The following is a 19814-nucleotide window of genomic DNA, read 5'->3' on the forward strand; positions in this document are numbered from 1 at the left end:
TTAGTTGGCGCTGAACCGGACGTACCGGATGTAGCCCGTGCCCTCGCTTTTGGCCGCCAGGCCTTCGGTCGTCAGCGGTACTTCCAGGTCTTTGGTATGGTAGGCCTTGTCTTCCACCGCGCTTTCGAACCGCAGCTTGTAGCCCGCATTGATCTTCGCCGTTTCGATTTCCAGGACATTCATCGCCCGGTCGCCGCCGGTAACCGAGGCCCCCGTGATGGCGCTGATGTTGGCCGGCTTTTTCGCATGGAACTTGTGCCATTCTTTCAGGCTGTTGTACCACTTTTTATCAGGCCCCAGCACGTACAGGGTCTTTTCGTAAGCGCCTTTCGGGTTGATCAGCGAGATGACCATGTACGCGCCTTCGCCCGTGTAGTTGGTCATCTGGATCATGCATTTGTATTTGCTGGTCTGTGCCGCGGCGGGCTTAGCCAGTAACAGGACGAGCAGCAGGAGTGCTGTTTTGTGAAAAATCGACATTATTTCAGGAAAGAGACGGTAACGTTGTTTTTGGAAAGGGATTCGTTTTCGGAAGCCAGGTCGAATGCGGTTTCCTGGAAATTGGTAGGAATATCCTTTTTTGCGCCGATCGACAGGAGGTATTTCATGATCGCATCGTCTTTGGACACCATCGCCGCCTTGTGCAATGCGGTAAGACCCTCCTTGTTTTTCGCATTCACGTCGATCTGGTAAGGTTCCAGGCGTTTCACGAGCGAAAGGTCGTTTTTGGCTACCGCCAGATGGTACAGCGTGCTGCCGTTCGCCTGCGGTTCGGCTACTTTGAAGCCTTTTTCCTGCAATACCTTCAACTTCGCGTCGAACTCCGCTGCCCTCGGCGGCGCGTACGACTGCACGAGGTAGTAAGCCACATTGTCGCCATTGCGGTCGGCGGTATTCAAAGCGGCGCCTTTGCCGATGAGGTAGGCCAGCATTTCGGGTGAATTACCGCGCGCGGCCAGCAGCAATGCCGTGGCGCCTTTTGCATTGGCCTGGTTCATGTTCTTCACCTTCGGCAGCAGCAGGCCCAGCGTCGCGGTGTCGCGGTTGGAGGCGGCCGCATTCATGAATACCGTGTTGCCGTCCTCGTCGGCCTGGTTCACGTCCACGCCTTTCGACAGGAAATACTGGATGATCGCCTCCTGTTTCGGCCGGCGTGCGATCGAATGCAGCGCATTCTCGCCGTTTTTCGCCGTAGCGGTCGGTTTCAGGCCGAGGCTTTCGAGATACTGGAACACCTCGATGCCATTCGGGCCACGGCGTGACCCCTGGGCTGCCATCAACATGGCGGTGCCGTTGGCATTTACGCCTTTCGCGAGCAATTTTTTGAGCAGTTCAATGTTGCCCGCGCGCGCCGCGTAGCTGAATGCATTCGCACCGCTGGCGTCGGTGCTTTTCAGGTCGAGACCTTTGGACACGAAGTAATTGGTGAGCGTCAGGTCGTTGTCGCTGGCTACGGCCAGGAGCAATGCATTGGCGCCGTCGTGGTTGAGGTCCTTTTTCAGGTTGGCGCCGTTGGCGATACAGAGGTCGTACACCTTGGTGTTCGTCTGGCCGCCGCCCGCCGCGAAATTCAGGGGCGTAGCGCCGTGGCTGTCGACCACGTCGGCTTTGGAGCCTTTGCCGATGAGGTATTCCATCACCTCGGTGTTGCCGCGCATAGCCGCCCAGTGCAGGTAAATGCGGCTGTCGTGGGTGACTTTATCGACGCCGTTGCCGGGTTGGGAAAGCAGGTATTTGATCGTTTCGTTGGGCGCGCCGGCATTGATGGCCAGTACCGTGGCGTCGAACATATTGCCGTTGAACTGCGCCGGATCGGCCCCTTTTTCAATGGCCGCCTTCACGGTGGCTACATCCGGGTTGTTTTTCCAGAACGATTGTTCCAAAAGCACATTCTGCTGCGCAAATGCCGACAAGGAAAGCGAAGTGCAGACGGCGACGAGGATTTGTTTCATATTGGGAATTGATTGGGATACGGGTTGTTTTTTCTTTTTTGGAATGAACGTTCTGTTATAATGCGGCCCTTAGCTTGGTGGGCAGCACACCGTGAAACTTCTTGAATGCCGCCGTAAAATGCGTGGCGTGTTTATAACCCACACGCTGGGCCACGTCGTTGATGGTCGAGCCTGGTTTGCAGAGCTCTTTCCGCGACGTTTCCATCCGTACCTCGTGCAGGTAGTTGAAAACCGTCGTACCGAACACCTCCTTGAAATACTTTTTCAGATTGAACTCGTTCGTGCCCACCACGTGCGCAAGGTCTTTCAGCGACCAGCTGCGGTCGAGGTGCTCGTCGAGCATCCTTTTTACCTGGTGCATCTGCTCGGCATGCTCGCTTTCTAGGCGCGACGAGAAGTCGGGCAGGGGAAGGTTTTCGTATTGGTCCAGTTGTAGCAGCAGCAGTTCCACCGTTTTGGCCCGCACGAACAGCTTTTTATAATGTCCTTCGTATTCGCAATGCAGTATTTCAAACAGGACCTGTGCCATCCGGGGCGTTACGGGGAGGTTGCGCAGGCTCATGAATGCGGGAAGCTGCAAGTCGACGCCTTTCTCGAAATGCCGGCCCAGCGGGTGCCCGTCGGGTAACGTATCAAAGAAAAAACCGGTCGAAAGGCTGAGGGAAAATATCTCGGTTCGCTCGCCGGCAGGCCATTGCAGCCGCATTTTGCCCTCAGGAATGAGCATGAGGTTATGCTGCCCGCCCTGGAACCGCACGAACACTTTACCCAGCTTGTCGGAGTAGAAGGAAGTTTTGCCTTGCAGGTTAAAATTCATCTGCACCCGCGCCGCATTGTTTTCGATGAGCCAGGTGCGTTTCTGGTGAAATTCGAGGGACTGGTACCATAAGTGAATGCCTTCCACACCTACTTCGCGCCCGTTGCCGGAGAAGCTCTTTTCTTCGGCAATGAACTCTTTTTCGTACACATCCTTCGCCAGGCCGCAAATGTCGGGGAACACGTAATGGTTTGTGCGGGCTTTCACTTCCCAATTCTCCGTTAAATCTGCCTGGGTCATCATCGACGCTCGCTTTGCTCCTGTTTCGGCGCAGGGTAGGGTCGGTACCTGGCCGGATGCTTACTATTTATACTAAATATAAACAAGTATACGGCAAAGCTTTGGTTTTACAAAGCCTTTCTTTCACTGGTCATGCTGCTGCAACACGGCAATGCGGTGAATGCGAGCTGGTTTTGGGAAATGCAAACAGCCGCCTGCGGGCAAGTATTTTACATTATTCCATTTGGCGTCATTCGTTCTCCCGCTGGCGTCATCCGGGTCTTTTCAGGGCCTCTATCTTTGTGATCTATATAATTAGTCTAAATAAGATGCTTGTCTACTATCTCCTCCGACAGGCCCCTTTATGGACCGTTTTCAAGTGTAAACCGATGTTTTTGAAACACCCTCTACGCAACATCCTGTTTTTTGTCCTGCTTCAAACCTTCGCATTTGCCCAGGCGCCCGCGCCGAGAACGGCGGTTGTGAAAGGGAGGGTAAAGGACGAGAAAGGCATGGCCGTGAGCTATGCCACTGTGCGCCTGAACAATACTAACCTCGCCACATTCACCGAAAGCGACGGTACTTACGAGCTGAAAAATATTCCCCACGGCCACCACGAAATCCAGGTTACCTCCGTCGAAATCAAGGCCCGGAGCCAGAAAATACACGTACACAAGCCGCACCACGACCTGCATTTTTCGGTGACCCGGGAAGTGCGCGACCTCAACGAGGTGCAAGTCGTTCAGAAGACGGAGAAAAAGGAGATCGAGACGCAGGGTTTCGCAGCCAATGTGATCGAAACGAAAGCCGTGGCCACCCGGAATGTGCAGACCAACGAGCTGCTCAACCGCACGGTGGGTATCCGCGTGCGGCAGAATGGCGGCCTCGGCTCGGCGGTGAACTATAACCTGAACGGTATGTCGGGCGGATCGGTACGGATATTCATCGAGGGTATCCCTATTTCCACCTATGGCGCGTCGTTCAGCCTGAACAGCATCCCGCCGGCCAATATCGAGCGCATCGAGGTGTACAAAGGCGTGATCCCCGCGCACCTGGCCGACGACGCATTGGGCGGCGCCATTAATGTGATTTTGAAGAAAGGCCTCAGCAACAACCTGAGCGCCTCCGTTTCCTATGGCTCGTTCAATACCCTGCAAGCCAGCGTGAGCGGCATGTACCGCAATGCCTCGAACGGTTTCACCGTGAAGGCATCCGGTTTTCACAATTACTCCGACAACGACTACGAGGTATGGGGCAAGTTTGTCCGCAATATTCTGCCCAACGGCCGCTACGATTACGTGCGCGCCCGGCGGTTCAACGACGCTTACCGCTCTACGGGCGGACAGCTCGAAGCAGGGTTCACCGACGTGAAATGGGCCGACCAGTTCCTGATCGGGTACAATGGGTCGGGCGACTACAATGAGATCCAGCATGGTACTTATATGTCCATTCCGTATATGGGCCGATTTTCGGAATCGGGCGCGCATGTGCTGAGTTTGAACTACAAAAAGAAGGACCTCCTGGTGAAAGGACTGGAATTGACGTTCTCGGGGATGTCGAGCCGGCGGAAGGAGGTGGTGACGGACACCGTGCGCTGGAATTACAACTGGTTTGGCGAGCAAAGCCTCGGGTTGAGCGGCTTGCCGATCCTGCGTCCGGCCGGCGCCCAGCAGGGAGCGCCGACGATCAACCATATCCGCCGGAACGTGTCCACGGCCCGTGCTGGCATCAACTACGATTTTCACCCGAACCACCGGCTGGTTTTGAACCACATCCTGTACCGTATCGACCGCGACGAGCAGGATTTCATGCGGTCGGCGACCGAGCGGGAATTCATCGGCACGCGTGACCTCACGAAGCACATTACGTCGGCCGCTTACGAGCTGAAAGCGTTCGAATCGAAGTTCAAAGGGAATGTTTTTGCTAAATACTACCAGCAAAAAATCGAGCGACTGGACCCGAAACTGGTGACGATCAACGGCGAGCAGACGCGGATCGAGGAACGGGCGAGCAGCAGCAAGAATACGCTCGGGCACGGGGCGGCATTGTCGTACGCCGTCATCCAAAATCTGTTTATCCTCGCTTCTGCGGAGAAAGCGGTTCGGCTGCCGTCGGAAGGGGAGGTGTTTGGCAGCCCGGGCGAAAATATTGTCGAGAATTTCGGTATCCGGCCGGAGGTGAGCAACAACCTGAACGTCGGCCTGCGCGGCGGGCCATTCACGGTGGGGCGGCATAAGTTTTCGTTCTCGGCGGCAGGGTTCATCCGCGACACGCGTGACAAGATCGTGCGGCGCGTGAACCCGAGGCTGAACGACGCCGTGCAGACCGACCCGTTTGAAAATCTCGGTAAAACGAAATCCATCGGATTCGAGGCGGAGGCCAATTACATTTTTGCCAATAACCTGAACCTCGGGCTCAATTTTTCAAAGTTCAATTCGGTGTTCAACATGCGGTACGACCCCAACGGCCGCGAATACGACTACTACAACAAGCAGCTGCCCAACGAGCCGTTTTTTACCATTAATGCCAATGCGCAGTACGGCGTGAAGAACCTTTTCGTGAAAGACGCGCTGCTGAATATCTATTATGGCTTCGGTTTCGTCGAGCGCTTCTATACCACCTGGCTGGATATCGAAGATTTCCGCACGCCGCGCCAGTACATCCAGGACATCGGCGTGAGCTATGTTTTGCCCAATAAAAAATGGGTGATCAGCGCCGACCTCAAAAATGCCTTCGACAAGCAGGCTTACGACAATTTCGCTGTCCAGAAACCGGGACGCGCATTTTACCTCAAATTGAATTACACGATTAATCATTACTAAATATTTGCAATACAATGAAAAGACAATTGCTGAAATTCCTGTTGTGCGGCGCATTTTTCGTGCCTTTGACCTTCATGGGCTGCTCGGACGACGATAACAAGGAAACGCCTGCGCCGGAACCTGCGGAAGAGCGGTGGATCACCGTGGCGGGCGCATTGATGGGCACGGAACCGGGCGACGGCAACGGCGGTACGGTGGTGTACTCGGTGAGCACGGCCGACGCGAAAAACCCGGACAAGTCGATCAGTGTATACGATGATGGCTTTGCCGTGAAATCCAACCGGACGGCCCGTTTGCAGTCGTCGGAGGACGGTAATACGCTGTTCAACATCGCCTACACGGGCGACAATGGCGGCGAGTTTTCGCGGTATAAGGTGAATGGCGGAGGAAGTTTCACGCAAGAGGACGTGACGGTGAACATTTCACAGTATGCGAGCACTTCGCCGCGCTGGGTCAAGCTGTTCGACGGCGATAAAACGGGCATTGCCGTGAATGTGGCCAATATCGCGGCCAACAATGCGTCTACCGGCACGACGCCTAATGACGCATTCAAATACTTCCGCGGCACGGCTACCGTGCTGGCGCTGAACTTGCAGGATGTACTCATTTCGGGCTACAAGCAATACCAGATCCCTTTGACGGCGGAAGAAGAATTGCTGGGGCACGCCATTTTCCGGCTGGACGCGCCGGTGCTGAACAAAGCGCAGAACAAACTCATCATCGGGACGTGGATGCAGAAACGTAACCCGGCTACCGGCTTGACGGAGAGCAGCTTCACCCGCCTCGGCTCGAAAGCGGTGATCGTGGATTACCCTTCACTGGAAAACCCGAAAGTGATCACGTCGACCGTCGGCTTCGGCGACAACAGCGGCTACCGCAGCTTCAACTCGTTCCTCGCGACGGACGGCAACATTTACCAGGCCACCCAGCGCGATTCGAAAGGCTCGCATATCCTCAAAATCAACCAGAGCAATGAGTATGACAACTCGTATGTTTTCAGCCTCGATGCGGCATTGGGCGTGAAGGACGTGTACGTGGATTGCTGGCGGTATGCCGGGGAAGGCATCGCGTACGCATTATACACGCACGACGGCACGAACCAGGGCTACGTAGCCCGCCTCGACCTGAATGCGAAAACGGCAACGAAAGTGGACCTTCCTTACGACGCCGACCTCGATTTCGGCCAGTACCAGGGCATCCTGGTAAGCGGCGACGAGGTGTTCATCGCCGTGACGCCCGTGGGCAAGGATGGTAACATTTATGTGATCAACCGTAAAACTGGCGCCGTTACCAAAGGTGCGAAGCTGGTGAATAAGGCCGGTAACCATTACATCGGGATCTTCTAACCGTTATTACATGGAGCAAAATCCGGAAGTGCGCAGGCTGTGGCTTGCGCACTTTTTTGTTTTTGGACCAAAACCTGCCGGGAAGGATGGCTGCGGATTTCGGCTCGCGGGAATGCGACAAATGTTGCATTGAATGATAAAAATGTTGTGTATCAATGCATTAACCGAGTATAAATCCCTATTTGCGGCACTTTAATGAGCGGGCTGCCTGCTTCCCTTGATTGCCTCTGTTTCAATACTACTTACACACGCCCATTTTTACTTATACTCAAAAACACCGCGATGCCCGCGAGGGCTGCAACGTGTCGTTCCGGCTATGAAATGAAGAATCGTTCCCCTCTCGTGCTGTTGGCCGTGTGGTCGCTGGGTTTTGCTACGTGTTTTGCCCAAAAACAAAGTCCGGACAGCCTGCTGCGTGTGCTGGCCCGGCACCGCGGCCAGGATACGGTGCGCGTGAACCTTTACCTGAAACTGAGCCATTACTATTTCGGTGTGGACCAGAAGGAATCTTCCGCCTATGCCCGCGACGCGATCATGCTCGCGGCCAAGCGGCAATACCGGTACGGCGAGGCGCGCGCCCACAACCAGTTGGCGCTCATCCACAGTCTTGCCAACGAAGCGGAACTGGCGATTGCCTGTGCATTGCGGGCCGAGTCCATTGCCGAGCGGAACGGCTTCCGCGGGCTGACGGGAGAAAGTTACCGGGTAATGGGCCTTACCTACCTCGACCAGGAGGATTTTACGAAAGCCGATACGTTCTACCGCAAAGCCGAAGCCCGCGCGCGGGAGACGGGCAACCAGGTGTTGCTCGCCAAGGTGCTGAATGGGGAAGGCGGGATGCACATCCGGCAGGACGACCGCGCGGGTGCATTGAAATACTACATTGAAAGTCTGAAAATAGCCCGGGAGGCGGGCATGACGTTCTACATGGCGCTGATCCTTTCCAATATCGGCGAAGTGTACGTGAGCGGCGACCCGCCCGATCTGCCGAATGCGAGCCGGTACTTCTCGGAAGCGCTGGCGAGTGCGCGGGCGAGTGGAAACAAAAACGGCGAGACGAACGCATTGGCCAATCTCGGAAAGGTATATATGTTGCAGGGAAAGCTCGGCGAAAGCGAAGCACTGCTGCTGGAATCGCTGAAAATGTCGGAGGCGATGGGTATCCGCACCACCACGCAGCGAACGTACCTGAAACTGGTAGACCTAAGCCTGCGCCAGCACGATTTTAACAAGGCCAGCGAATATATTCAGAAATATTACGCGCTCCGCAACTACCTCATGAACGAGGAACGCACGAAGGAAATGGCGCGGCTGGAAGAGAAGTATCAATCCGAGAAGCGGGAGCAGCAGATTAAGCTGCTGGAACAGGAAAAGCGTTTTGAAACGGCTTCGAAGAATTTCTGGATCATCGGGTCGGCATTGCTGCTGCTGGCAGCCATTATCATTTATTTACTGCAACAATCGCGGAACCGGAAGGCGCGCGAGCTGCTGGCGATCCAGAAAACGCTCATCGGCAAGCTGGAAGAGGCGGACCTGCTGAAATCACGTTTTTTTGCCAATATTTCCCATGAATTCCGCACGCCGCTGTCGCTCATATCCGCCCCGGTGGAGGAGCTGATGCGCGAGGCTACTGCCGCCGGGCAGGGCAACCTGAAACTGATTAAACGCAACGCGAACCGGCTGCTGGAACTCGTGAACCAGCTGCTGGACCTTTCCAAACTCGAAGCCGGCAAAATGGAAGTGGTGGTGGCGGAAGGCGAGCTGGCGCAATGGCTGCGGGTGTTCACGGCCTCATTCGATTCGCTGGCGGAAGCGCGTAAAATAGGCTTTACGACCCATATCGACGTGCCGTCCGGCAAATTCGCATTCGATCAGGATAAGCTGGAAAAAATATTGACCAACCTGCTCGGTAATGCATTCAAATTCACTCCGGCGGGGGAAATGGTGCGGCTGTCGGTCCAGATAGAGGAAGCAACGGGCGATCTCGAAGTGGTGGTGAGCGACACCGGCTCGGGCATTCCGGCGGAGGATTTGCCGCACATTTTCTCCCCGTTTTTTCAATCCCAACACATTACCAGCGACGGCCAGCCGGGCACGGGTCTTGGCCTGGCGCTCGTGCACGAGATGGTGAAACTCTACCGCGGCACGGTGGACGTGCAGAGCCGTGCGCAGGAGGGCACTACGCTCACGGTACGGTTGCCGCTAAACGTCGACAAGTTACAATTTGCCCGTTTCGCCGCCGAACAGCTGCCCGAAACTTTGCTATTAAATAATAAAGAGGCCGAGCCCGGCTTGGCGGCCGAAGACATTTTGCCTGTGCAGGCTGGCGAAACGATTCTGATCGTGGAGGACAACCGCGAACTCCGGCAGTTTATCGCCGGTGCATTCGGCAATGCATACCAGGTGTTGACGGCTGAAAATGGCGAATCCGGGCTGCAAATGGCCGTTGAGCAGGTGCCCGACGTGATTATTTCGGATGTGATGATGCCTGGTATAGACGGCATCGAACTGACGGAACGGATTCGCGAGAATGATGTAACGTCGCACATTCCTGTGCTGCTGCTCACGGCGCGCTCGGATGCGGAGTCGCGCATGGAGGGGCTGCGCACGGGCGCCGACGAGTATTTATCCAAACCGTTTTCGACGGAGGAATTGCGCATCCGGGTAGCCAACATCGTCAGCCAGCGCAAGCGGCTCGCAGCGAAATACCAACAGGAAATGCTGGGGACACACCCGGCTGGGCCGCAATCGGCCGGGCCGCACCCGGTGGTACCGTCGCCGGCGGAAAAAATCCTCTCGGTGGACGACAAGTTTCTGATCCGGCTGCGCGAAACGATCGGCGAACACCTGGGCGATCCCCTTTTTGGGGTCGAGCAGCTGGCGGGCGAAATGTGCCTGAGCCGTACGCAGCTGTTCCGCAAGGTGAAGGCGCTGCTGGATACCACGCCGGTCGACCTGATCAATGACATCCGGCTGCAGCGCGCTGCGGTACTGATCCGCTCCCGTGCCGATTCGCTTACACAGATCAGTTATTCGGTCGGGTTTAGTGAGCAATCGTACTTTGCCAAGAAATTCCGTCGAAAATACGGCGTCTCACCCCGCGAATACGCCAATTCGTAGCGTTTCGCAACCTATCTACCGCTCTTTGCAACATTCGTAATAGCCCGCCGGGCCTGATGGGAAATAGTTTTGTGCTCGAAAAATTCACACAAAACAATTGACCATGAAAATTTTTGACAAGCTGTTGCTTGGGCTGGCCGCACTGGCCCTTCCGCTCCAATCCTGTGAAGACCACGCGCCCTCTGGGGGTGACCCGGTAGAAGTACCGGGCCCTCCGGAAGGGATATTTTATGCCCTCGCCGAAAACCGGTTGCTCTACGAGCTTGATGCCAGCAATCCCTCGCAGCCCCGGCAGGTAATTAAGGTTGAAACCCAGTACCCGCAGGAAAAACTCATCGCGATCGACTTCCGGCCTGCTACCGGGCAGCTGATCGTCTTAAGTGACTACGGGACGCTCTACGCCGTGAACACGGACAACAATCGTATCAGCCGGCCGAACCCCATCAACCCGGCATCGGAGCCGGCCGAAGAACCGGTGGTGATTCCCTACCTGCCTTTTGATTTCGATCCGGTGACCGACCAGATTCGCCTCAATGCATTCGGCGCGACGATCCGGTACGAATCGGAGACTTTCAGGATCGTCGAAGGCAGCGGCGAGCCTATCAGCGACGATCTGGCTTATGTCGAGGAAATTGCTTTCGGTAATAATTATTCCGGTGCCCAAAGCGCCCCGCTATACGGGCTCGACGCCGCGCACGACAAGCTGGTCCGTTTTGACGGTAACGATTTCAAAAGCGCCAAAGCGTCGCTCGACCTCGGGAAAGACATCGAAGGGGTAGGCGGGTTCGATATTTCGCCGCGCACAAGCCAGTATAAAGAGTACGGCCTGGCCGCGGTGTATGTGAGCGGCCGGTGGGAGCTGGATATCCTTGACCTCGCCAATGGCCGGCTGCGCAAGCTGGGCAACCTGCCGGAAGGCGACAAGTTTATCGGCATTGCCGTTCCGACGCCCGTCGCCTATGCGGTCACTGCCGACAACCACCTGATTTCCTTCAATCCGATGGATGGGGCCGACAAAGCGCCGGGGCTCATTATCGACAAAACCATCACCGGTTTGCCGGCGGATACGAAGTTACTGGGCCTTGATTTCTCCGTGGAAGTAACGCCGAAACTGTACGCGCTGGGCAGCAACAGCAAAATCTACCGCATCGATCCGGTTACGGGTAAGGCGACGGAAAAGGTCACATTGTCGATGGCGCTCGATCACACCAATAACCCTGCATTTGCGATGGATTTTGATCCGGTAGACAACAAGCTAATGGTCGCCAACACGACGAAGCATGCATTTAAGGTGGATCTGAAAACAGGCCTGGTGTCGGAATTCGGGGCATTTACAGCGGGTGATCAGCCATTCGGGCCGAGCGGCATCGCGTATAGCAACAGCCAGGTAGGCGTTCCTCCCGGCAATGCGGATTTGTATGCGATCGACGGGGAAACGAAGAAATTGTATGTCAGGATCGGAACGAAAGAGTTCAAGGAAGTGGCACGTATGGAAACGGATTTCGATCAATACAATGGCTTTGATATCGGGGGTACACCGGATGAATTCGGGTTCGCATTGCTGACCGATCATGGAAAAACAGTCCTCTGGTGGCTGAGCCTCGAAACCGGGCTGGGGAACCCGGTTACCTCCATTCCTTACAAAGTCGTGGGCTTCACGATCGGAGCTTATGTCAACACGATTTATGACGTATAGTTTAACAGTAATCCATTAGCCATAAATATTTCTCAGATGATTTTCCTTCGCATTTCGCTCATAATCTTCATTGCGGGGCTATTGGCTTCCTGCCAGGACCACGAAAGCCCGACCGATCCGGTGCAATTCCCGGACGCGCTCGAAGAACGCATTTTTTACGCGCTCACCGACGACAACCTGCTTTACGAACTCGACGTGACGCGCCCGCTGGCATCGTCGCGGGTGCTGCGGCTGGTGGCCTGGAGTCCCGACGAAAAGATCATCGCGATCGATTTCCGGCCTGCTACCGGGCAACTGTATGCGCTCGGCCGTTCGGGGGCCTATTATTCGGTTAATCTGGACCTGAATACCAACGGCAAGCCGACGGTCGTGAACCTGAAAACGGAGGTAGAAGCCGATTTCTCTGCCAATGCGTACGGTTTCGATTTTAATCCGGTAACCGACAGGCCGCGGCTCGTGACGGACAAGGGCGAAAACCTGAGCCTCGATCCGTACAGCGGCGCGCTCGACAACCGGTCGAACGGCGTACGCGGGGTTGCGACGCCCAACGTACATGCCATTGCCTATTCCAACAATTATTCCGGTGCGATGGAAACGACGCTCTATGGCATCGACCCCATCGCAGACCAGCTCGTACGGTACAAGGGCGTCGATGCCCGCGAAGTGGAAACGATAGGAGGCCTGGGGGCCGATATTGCCGAAGTGGGGGGCTTCGACATATCGCCCAGGACGAGCCGGTCGCCGGAATACGGTATTGCATCGGTACGCCGCGGCGACCGTTGGGAGATCGACTACGTGCATCTGGGTTCGGGCAAGTTGCAACGGATTGGCGACGCGCCTCCCGGAAATATTATCGGCATTGCCGTGCCTACGCATGTGGCTTATGCGGTGAGTAAAAATGGCAAATTGCTTGCATTCAATCCGATAGATCGCCTTGAACGCGACCCGGAGAAGCTGATTTCCACCAAAATCATCACTGGTCTGGCGCCGGGCGACAGCATTCTCGGAATGGATTTTTCGGTCAACCATTCCTGTTTCTACGCCCTCGCGAGCGACAGCAAAATTTACCGGATCGACCCGGCAACTGGCCACGCCGTCTTTTCGAGGGAGTTACCTGTCAAGCTCAACCTGGAAGCGACCGGTACATTCGGTTTCGATATCGAGCCTTTCGGCGCCCGTGCACACGTAGTGACAGGCATTTACCAGCGGTTTTACGCAAGTCCGCAATACTCTGATTTCCAGTCGCTCAATGCATTTATCTACAATGGAAAAATGCAGGGGCTTGACGGCCTCGCATTTACCAACAACCAAACCAGCCTGCCGCGCCAGAACGCGACAACACTCTACGGCATCGACAGCCAGACGTGCAACTTGTTCAAACTGGATACGGTATACAACGAGCTGAACCTCGTCGCCCGGCTCGACCTGGCGTTCGACAAGTTCAACGGCTTCGATATCGGCGGCATGGCGGAGCTGGGGTATGGTGTTTTCAAGGTCGGCGGGAGAACGCGGATCTATGAAATCGAGCTGGAACAGGGGATCATCGCCCGGGAGCTTTCCACCTTGCCGTACGACATCCGGGCATTTGCATTGGGACGGTACATTTACAACAACGTTCCTTAAAACCTAACTAATTTGGATTGTTTACGAATGGCATTGGCGCGGGCATTGTCTGCGGTCAATGCCATTTTTCCTTTGATAATCTTGATTCTACGAGTAGTTGCCGGATAAGTCAGCGTTTTCACTCTCCCTGCAAACTGATAATCTGCTCCCGGGTGATCCCCAGCTTTTTGATCTTCGAATTTAGCGTGCCTACCTTGAGTTGCAGGATCTGCGCCGCACCGCCGGGGCCATAAACCTTGCCGTTGCATTTGTTGAGTATGGCAATAATGTGGTCGCGCTCGTTTTCTGCGTGGGTCTTGAAGTAAATCTCCGACGTGTGGCCCGGCTTGGCGACGGGCAGGGTAATGTGCCGGATCACGTTTTCGGTTGCCATGAGCACGCTGCGTTCGATGAGGTGTTCGAGCTCGCGCACATTCCCTGGCCACGGGTAGGCGAGCAGTTCCTTCATAGCGCTGCCTGAAATGCGGGTAATGTTACGCCCGTTTGCTTTGGCGTAGTGCGTGACGAAATGGCTGGCAAGGGCCGGAATGTCGTCGCGGCGGTCGCGCAGGGGCGGCAGGGTAATGGGAAACACGTTGAGGCGATAGTACAGGTCGCTGCGGAACCGGCCTTCGCGGACTTCCGTTTCGAGATCGCGGTTGGTGGCGGCGATAATGCGGACGTCCACTTTAATGCTCATGGTGCCGCCGATCCGCTCGATCTCGCGTTCCTGAATGGCCCTGAGCAGCTTCACTTGCAGGTCGGCGGGCATTTCGCCGATTTCGTCGAGAAAGAGCGTGCTGTTGTGCGCTAGCTCAAATTTTCCAATTCGCCTTTCCATCGCTCCCGTAAAGCTGCCCCGCTCGTGGCCAAACAGCTCGCTTTCGATGAGCGTCGCGGGCAATGCGGCGCAGTTGACGCGTACCATCGGCTTATTCCTGCGGCCCGATGCAAGGTGAATGGCCCTGGCTACCAGTTCTTTACCGGTACCTGTTTCGCCGAGTAGCAACACGGTGCTGTTCGTGAACGATACCTGCGACAGGGCGCGAAAGACTTTTTGCATCTCCCTGCCGTTGCCGATAATCTCCTTATATTGAGCTGCTTCCGGTGCCTCGTGCTGCGAATGCGGCCCTTCGGTCCGGCCTGACGACTCCTTGGGTAAACCTTCCTTGTCCATTGCTTGAAAATAACGGGAACAGGAAGTAAAATACGCAATTTCCCGCGCAAATGTAAAAGCCGCACCCAGGGATTTTGCGCCGCTTGATCAGTGCGCCATTGCCGGTTATTCGCTTTTCAACACCTTGGCGGGGTTACTGCGGGCGGCTTTGGCGGTTTGGGAACCGATCATGACGACGGCGAGCAGCATCACGAGCAAGGCACCGCCAAGCAGCTCGGGCAGGCCGATGGGCTGGTGGTAGACGAAACGCGTGAGCAGCAGTTTGTCGAAAAGGAAATAGGTAGCGGGCAATGCAATGAGCGCCGCAATGCCGAGCAGCGTCAGAAAGCCCCGGCAGAGGAGGTATACCAATCCGGGTTCACTGGCACCGAGCACCTTGCGGATGCTGATTTCCTTCAATTTCGTCTCCGTTGTAAACACTACCATCCCGAAAAGGCCCAGCGAGGCAATGCAAATGGCCAGGAATGCCAGGAGGCCTATCGCTTTCACCATCACCGAAAACTGGCTGTACGCCTCCTCGATCTGATCGTCGTAAAAAGTGGCCTTGAGCGGGTGTACCTTATCGAACCGTTTCCAGGCGTCCGCTATTTTCTCCATCGTGGCCGTGAGGTCATTGGAAGCGATCTGAAGGTTAAGATATCCCCAGGGTTCGCTGCCGGAATAGCGGAACATGACCGGCTCAATCTTGTTCTCCATCGTGCCATAATGAAAGTCTTTCAGCACGCCTACGATCGTCAGCTTCTGTTTGCCGACGGTCAGGATTTTGCCCAATGCTTTCCGCGGATCGCGGTCTGCGATATTGAATCGTTTCAGAAGCTGTTGGTTCACAATTACTTCTGTTTCCTTTCCTTTTTCGGGACGGGTGGTGAAGTTCGTGCCGGCGAGCAGCTGATGCTGGTGAATGGGCAGGTAATGCTCGTCCACGGCATTCATCCACACAAGCGCCGAATCGCCGGGCAGGTACTTGGTATGGTCGCCGAACATGCTGCCCACGCTCGTGACCATGCTCGATCGCGACAGCTGTTTCACCTCGGGTATTGCCGCGAGTTCGTCGCGCAGCACGGTGGCGTCGGCGCCGCGGAGTTTGATATTGAGAATGTTTTCGGTGTTAAAACCTAAATCGAAGTTCAGAAAACCTTTGTACTGGCTGTAACCGACGGCAGTCGTAGCGATGAATATCAATGAAAGCGTGTATTGTACGACGATGAGCGCTTTTCTCAGCCCGATGTGCCTGAAGATTTTCAGCCCGCCGGCATCCTTCATGACGGACATCGCATTGATTTTCGAGAAAAAAACGGCAGGCAGGAACCCGGCCAGCAACCCCGTGAACGCGGCGAGCGCGATGAAATACAGCACCGACCTGAACGATAATTCAAGGGTGAATATCTTTGCAATGTGCGGGTCCAGCGCGAAAAATTCTTTTCTCAACCAGAGATATAACCCGAACGAAAACAGCAATGCCAGGAATGCGATCATCACCGACTCGGCCATAAACTGCCCGAGTACGTGGCTCCTGTGCGCGCCGATAATCTTGCGTACGCCCACCTCCCGCGACCGCCTGAGCGAACGTGCGACCGACAGATTGGTGTAATTGAAACAAGCCGAAAGGATGATCACCAACGCCAGCCCGCCGAGAATCCAGAGCGTCACCGGTTCTGTTTCGGGTCCGATATTGTTGGAAAGGTCTTTCCCCAATGCGATTTCCTTCATCGGTTGAAGGGAAACGTTCACTTTCAAATGCTCCACGCCCTTGTTTTCCTCCGCATTGATCCGGTCCAGCGCACGTTGCACGTTTGCCGGACTGCCGCCCTTGGGAATGGTCAGGTATACATAGTTGGACCAGACGCTGTTCCAGGCGTAAAACCAGTTGTCCTTTTTGCCCATCGTCGCGTCGGCGCTTGCGAAGGAAATGAGTGCGTCGAAATGCAGGTGCGACAGGGCCGGTGCTTCTTTAGCGACGCCGGTAACCTGGTAATCGAGCGTGTCGAAACGCACAGTCTGCCCCAGCGGATTGGATTTGCCGAAAAGTCGCTCGGCCGTTTTTTCGGTTATCACGAGTGAAAACGGCTCTTTCAGCGCCGTACGGGGGTCGCCGGCAACGAGCGGGAATGTGAATACTTTAAAAAACGACCGGTCGGCCCAGACTGCTTCCAGCGGGAAGGTATTCTTGCCGATCTGGGCGTCACCGGAAAAGCCGGTACGGATCAGCGTGAAGTCTTCCACGCCCGGCACATTCTCTTTCAACCGCTGCCCGATCCGCACCGAGGTGGAAGCAAGGTTCATCGGGGATTGCCCGGCGCCCTCGTGCCGCGTGATGACCCGGTACATACGGTCCTTTTTTTCGTGAAAATCATCGTAGGAGCGCAGGTCGTTCACAATGGAGATCACCAGTAACCCTACCGACATGCTCACGGCCAGGCCGATGATGTTGATGAATGAAAAAAGTTTGTTGCGCACCAGGCTGCGGCGGGAGGTTTTGAGATAGCTGCCGATCATCATGAAATGGGTTAGGAAAGTGATGAACTCGATTTTGCGGAGGGTATACGGCCGGAGGAACTTGAAGACATCGATCATATATATGAACCTGGCGCGCCGGGCTCCCTTGTCGCGGACATTGCGGAGGAAATATTCGTAAAGGTCGCCTTCGAGGTCTTCGAGCAGGCGGGGCCGGCAGTACCATCGGAGGAATCGGGTGGCCCATTGCGGAGGTTGCGGGTTTTGCGAAGGCTTTTTCATAGGGAACCTTCGAGGTTAAAGCCGGGGATATTCCGCCAGATCGATTCGCGGAGCTCTTTCGCACGCGTGAGCGCTACCTTGCCCGCGTGGCTCACTTCATAATACCGTTTCCGCTTGCCGCCCCGTGTAGCGCTGGCATCGCCCAGCTGGCTCTTCGCAAGGCCTTTTTCTTCCAGCCGGTTCAGCACGGCATGTACCACGCCCAGCTTCGCCGAGCGGCCTGTGTATCTTTCCAGCTCATCGCAAATGGCCACGCTGTACGCCTCGCGGCCCAGCGCCGCGATCGTCAGCAGCACCAGCTCTTCAAATTCGCCCAGGTTGGTCCCTTTCATTTGGCAGCCAATCGTTTAATGTATTTATTCAGTAAATGTATGTATTATTAAAAACTAAATTCATGTTTTGTATGTAAAATATTTTCATTCTTTTTTTCTTTTTAGGTGGATCCTCGGTCTTGGGACCGGGGCAAGGGGATTGGCGATCGGGGGTAAAGCAGCGAGAGGTTGCCGTTGCCGACAACCTCTCTCATATTTTTTTACAAATCACAGCGAATGCTTACCATCCCGGATTCTGCCCCAGTGCCGGGTTTCTGATTCTGTCGGCTTCGGGGATCGGGTAGAGGTATTTCTTATCCGCCCATTCGCGCTGGCCGGGGTTCCACATTACTTCGCCCGATGTGCCTTTCGATAGCTGGATGCGTCCGACGGCCGTCGATGGCGATACGTCTACGAATGCGATGCCTGCCGTCGTGGAGGTCGGTTTGGTGCCCTGGTAGAAATACACATCTTTCTTTCCGTCGCCATTGAGGTCGTATTCGCCCAACGCTGGTACATACATTCCGTTCATCGGGGTGCTCTGGAAGAGGTTACCCAGCTTCCATCTTCTCAAGTCGTCGGGACGGAGGCCTTCGAATACCATTTCAACACCCCTGTCGCGCAGTACTTCCAGCAGCACCGGGTTGGTGAACTTGCCGCCGAAGAACGATACCATATAAGGATCTGCCGTGGCAGGCACGGTTGTGAGCGTTGCGCCCGTAATGCCCGCCCGCTTCCGCAATGCACCGATGGTGTTGGTCCATTCGGCAGCGGTCATTTTGTCGAGCTCGGCCAATGCTTCCGCTTTGTTCAAAAGCACTTCCGCCCAGCGCATCACGATGTGCGCATTGTCGTTGCGGCTCTCGTCGTCGAACGGGAAGCGCTCGTCGTAGCACCATTTGATAGGCTGGTAACCGGTGTAGGTCTGGCTGAAATTCGGCGGGGCTACTACGGGAAGGCCGTTTTCCGTACGGGTATAGTCCCCCGTGCGGATCGTTTGCTTCAAACGCAGGTCTCGGTTTTTCACTTCTTCTACAAACGGCGTCGTCTCGTAACCGGCCTTGCTGGTAAACGGCGTGCCGTCGAGGTTCAGGTAGGTATTGATAAAACGGCGTGTCAGGCTGGGGCGGTTACCGTAGGTCGGGCTGATAAAGCGGCGGTTGGCCGAGCTGTAAATCTGCAAGCTCGCACTCAATGCCACGGAAAGGATCGACTCGTCGGTGAAAGCGCTTTTTGCGAGGAACAATTCGCGGTAAGACTTGTCGGGCACGGTCGAATGCAGCGTGTAGCCGGTGATCGCATTGGCTTCTTTCACCACTTCTTCATACCAGGCATTGGCGGTAGACTGCTTGTTATCCTCGGTATGGTATTTCCGCCACGATGCTTCAAACAATGCAATGCGCGTTTTGTAGGCGCGGGCCACATTTTTGGTAATACGCGTCACGGAAGGATCGGACGCCAGCGTAATGTTCTCGATCGCGAAGTTCAGGTCGGCGAGTACCTTGTCCATCACTTCGTACCGGTTCATACGCGCTCCGTACAATGTCGCATCGTCTTTCACGTCGATCGTCTTCTCGATCCAGGGCACATCGCCGAATCTTTTTACCTTATCGAAATAAAACAATGCCCGGAAAAAGCGCGCCATACCGATGTAATGGTTTTTGGCAGGAACAGTGCTTTTCTCAGCATTTTCGATAAAGTAATTAATGTTACGCAATTGCGTCCAGCTCCATCCGCTGCTGGTGATCGGGCTCAATGCATTCACGGCCAGGTAATCGTCCACGCCGTTGCGGGCGACAAGGTCCGAGTTATCGTCGATCTGGAACACGCCCACGTCCGTGCCCGGAAGGAGGTCGTAGAATGAGTTGGCATACAGATCGAGACCGCTTTCCGAACCGAAAACGGCTTCGTTGGTGGCGGTATCCACCGGCACCTCGTTGAGGTCGCAGGAGCTTGCCGTAGCGAGCAGCGCCAGGGCAAGGGTATAGCTGAGTATTTTTTTAGTCTTCATAAATT

General features: G+C 55.3%; 12 protein-coding genes. 5 read left to right on the forward strand and 7 right to left on the reverse strand.

Going from position 1 to position 19814, the window contains the following annotated elements:
• The 3 genes from H144_RS0114700 to H144_RS0114710 are packed head-to-tail and all read right to left on the reverse strand — an operon-like array spanning position 1 to position 2976.
• The gene (locus tag H144_RS0114700; protein WP_019942839.1) at positions 1 to 480 is read right to left on the reverse strand and encodes a DUF2271 domain-containing protein; all 480 of its coding nucleotides are present in this window, start codon (positions 478 to 480) and stop codon (positions 1 to 3) included.
• Positions 480 to 1952, reverse strand: a complete 1473-nt coding sequence (locus H144_RS0114705) for an ankyrin repeat domain-containing protein (RefSeq protein ID WP_019942840.1) — start codon at positions 1950 to 1952, stop codon at positions 480 to 482. Before H144_RS0114705 ends, H144_RS0114700 begins: the two co-directional genes overlap by 1 nt.
• Positions 1953 to 2007: 55 nt before the next feature.
• Positions 2008 to 2976, reverse strand: coding sequence for a helix-turn-helix transcriptional regulator (locus H144_RS0114710; protein ID WP_229207908.1), 969 nt, complete (start codon positions 2974 to 2976; stop codon positions 2008 to 2010).
• 401 nt (positions 2977 to 3377) lie between these two features.
• Here H144_RS0114710 and H144_RS0114715 point away from each other — a divergent pair, with 401 nt between their 5' ends.
• From H144_RS0114715 to H144_RS0114735, 5 genes are all read left to right on the forward strand, one after another.
• On the forward strand, positions 3378 to 5810 hold the full coding sequence (locus tag H144_RS0114715; RefSeq protein WP_019942842.1) for a TonB-dependent receptor: 2433 nt from the start codon (positions 3378 to 3380) through the stop codon (positions 5808 to 5810).
• Positions 5811 to 5824: 14 nt separating this feature from the next.
• A complete protein-coding gene (locus H144_RS0114720) occupies positions 5825 to 7156 on the forward strand; it encodes a DUF4374 domain-containing protein (RefSeq protein ID WP_019942843.1) in 1332 nt (443 codons plus the stop codon).
• A 321-nt stretch (positions 7157 to 7477) separates the two neighbouring features.
• The gene (locus H144_RS33325; RefSeq protein WP_169409397.1) at positions 7478 to 10276 is read left to right on the forward strand and encodes a hybrid sensor histidine kinase/response regulator transcription factor; all 2799 of its coding nucleotides are present in this window, start codon (positions 7478 to 7480) and stop codon (positions 10274 to 10276) included.
• Between the two features lie 103 nt (positions 10277 to 10379).
• Positions 10380 to 11972, forward strand: coding sequence for a DUF4394 domain-containing protein (locus tag H144_RS0114730; RefSeq protein ID WP_019942845.1), 1593 nt, complete (start codon positions 10380 to 10382; stop codon positions 11970 to 11972).
• A 36-nt stretch (positions 11973 to 12008) separates the two neighbouring features.
• Positions 12009 to 13595 (forward strand): DUF4394 domain-containing protein, encoded by a 1587-nt coding sequence (locus H144_RS0114735; RefSeq protein ID WP_019942846.1) that lies wholly within the window; start codon positions 12009 to 12011, stop codon positions 13593 to 13595.
• A 118-nt stretch (positions 13596 to 13713) separates the two neighbouring features.
• On the opposite strand, the gene H144_RS31930 is transcribed toward H144_RS0114735, so the two are convergent.
• The 4 genes from H144_RS31930 to H144_RS0114755 form a co-directional block, all read right to left on the reverse strand.
• Complete coding sequence (locus tag H144_RS31930) at positions 13714 to 14751, reverse strand: sigma-54 interaction domain-containing protein (protein WP_019942847.1); 1038 nt, start codon at positions 14749 to 14751, stop codon at positions 13714 to 13716.
• A gap of 105 nt (positions 14752 to 14856) precedes the next feature.
• Positions 14857 to 17487 carry an ABC transporter permease gene (locus H144_RS0114745; protein WP_019942848.1) on the reverse strand — a complete coding sequence of 877 codons (2631 nt, stop codon included), beginning with the start codon at positions 17485 to 17487 and terminating at the stop codon, positions 14857 to 14859.
• Positions 17484 to 17819, reverse strand: a complete 336-nt coding sequence (locus H144_RS0114750) for a PadR family transcriptional regulator (protein WP_019942849.1) — start codon at positions 17817 to 17819, stop codon at positions 17484 to 17486. Before H144_RS0114750 ends, H144_RS0114745 begins: the two co-directional genes overlap by 4 nt.
• Before the next feature lie 220 nt (positions 17820 to 18039).
• Positions 18040 to 19809, reverse strand: coding sequence for a RagB/SusD family nutrient uptake outer membrane protein (locus tag H144_RS0114755; protein ID WP_026350704.1), 1770 nt, complete (start codon positions 19807 to 19809; stop codon positions 18040 to 18042).
• Positions 19810 to 19814 lie beyond the last annotated feature (5 nt).

The sequence above is a fragment of the Dyadobacter beijingensis DSM 21582 genome, from assembly GCF_000382205.1.
GTDB lineage: Bacteria > Bacteroidota > Bacteroidia > Cytophagales > Spirosomataceae > Dyadobacter > Dyadobacter beijingensis.

Bases quoted from the DNA above. Each gene is read 5' to 3' on its own strand.
- H144_RS0114700 (WP_019942839.1), bottom strand. From the start codon at position 480: ATGTCGATTTTTCACAAAACAGCACTCCTGCTGCTCGTCCTGTTACTG.
- H144_RS0114705 (WP_019942840.1), bottom strand. From the start codon at position 1,952: ATGAAACAAATCCTCGTCGCCGTCTGCACTTCGCTTTCCTTGTCGGCA.
- H144_RS0114715 (WP_019942842.1), top strand. From the start codon at position 3,378: ATGTTTTTGAAACACCCTCTACGCAACATCCTGTTTTTTGTCCTGCTT.
- H144_RS0114720 (WP_019942843.1), top strand. From the start codon at position 5,825: ATGAAAAGACAATTGCTGAAATTCCTGTTGTGCGGCGCATTTTTCGTG.
- H144_RS33325 (WP_169409397.1), top strand. From the start codon at position 7,478: ATGAAGAATCGTTCCCCTCTCGTGCTGTTGGCCGTGTGGTCGCTGGGT.
- H144_RS0114730 (WP_019942845.1), top strand. From the start codon at position 10,380: ATGAAAATTTTTGACAAGCTGTTGCTTGGGCTGGCCGCACTGGCCCTT.
- H144_RS0114735 (WP_019942846.1), top strand. From the start codon at position 12,009: ATGATTTTCCTTCGCATTTCGCTCATAATCTTCATTGCGGGGCTATTG.
- H144_RS31930 (WP_019942847.1), bottom strand. From the start codon at position 14,751: ATGGACAAGGAAGGTTTACCCAAGGAGTCGTCAGGCCGGACCGAAGGG.
- H144_RS0114745 (WP_019942848.1), bottom strand. From the start codon at position 17,487: ATGAAAAAGCCTTCGCAAAACCCGCAACCTCCGCAATGGGCCACCCGA.
- H144_RS0114750 (WP_019942849.1), bottom strand. From the start codon at position 17,819: ATGAAAGGGACCAACCTGGGCGAATTTGAAGAGCTGGTGCTGCTGACG.
- H144_RS0114755 (WP_026350704.1), bottom strand. From the start codon at position 19,809: ATGAAGACTAAAAAAATACTCAGCTATACCCTTGCCCTGGCGCTGCTC.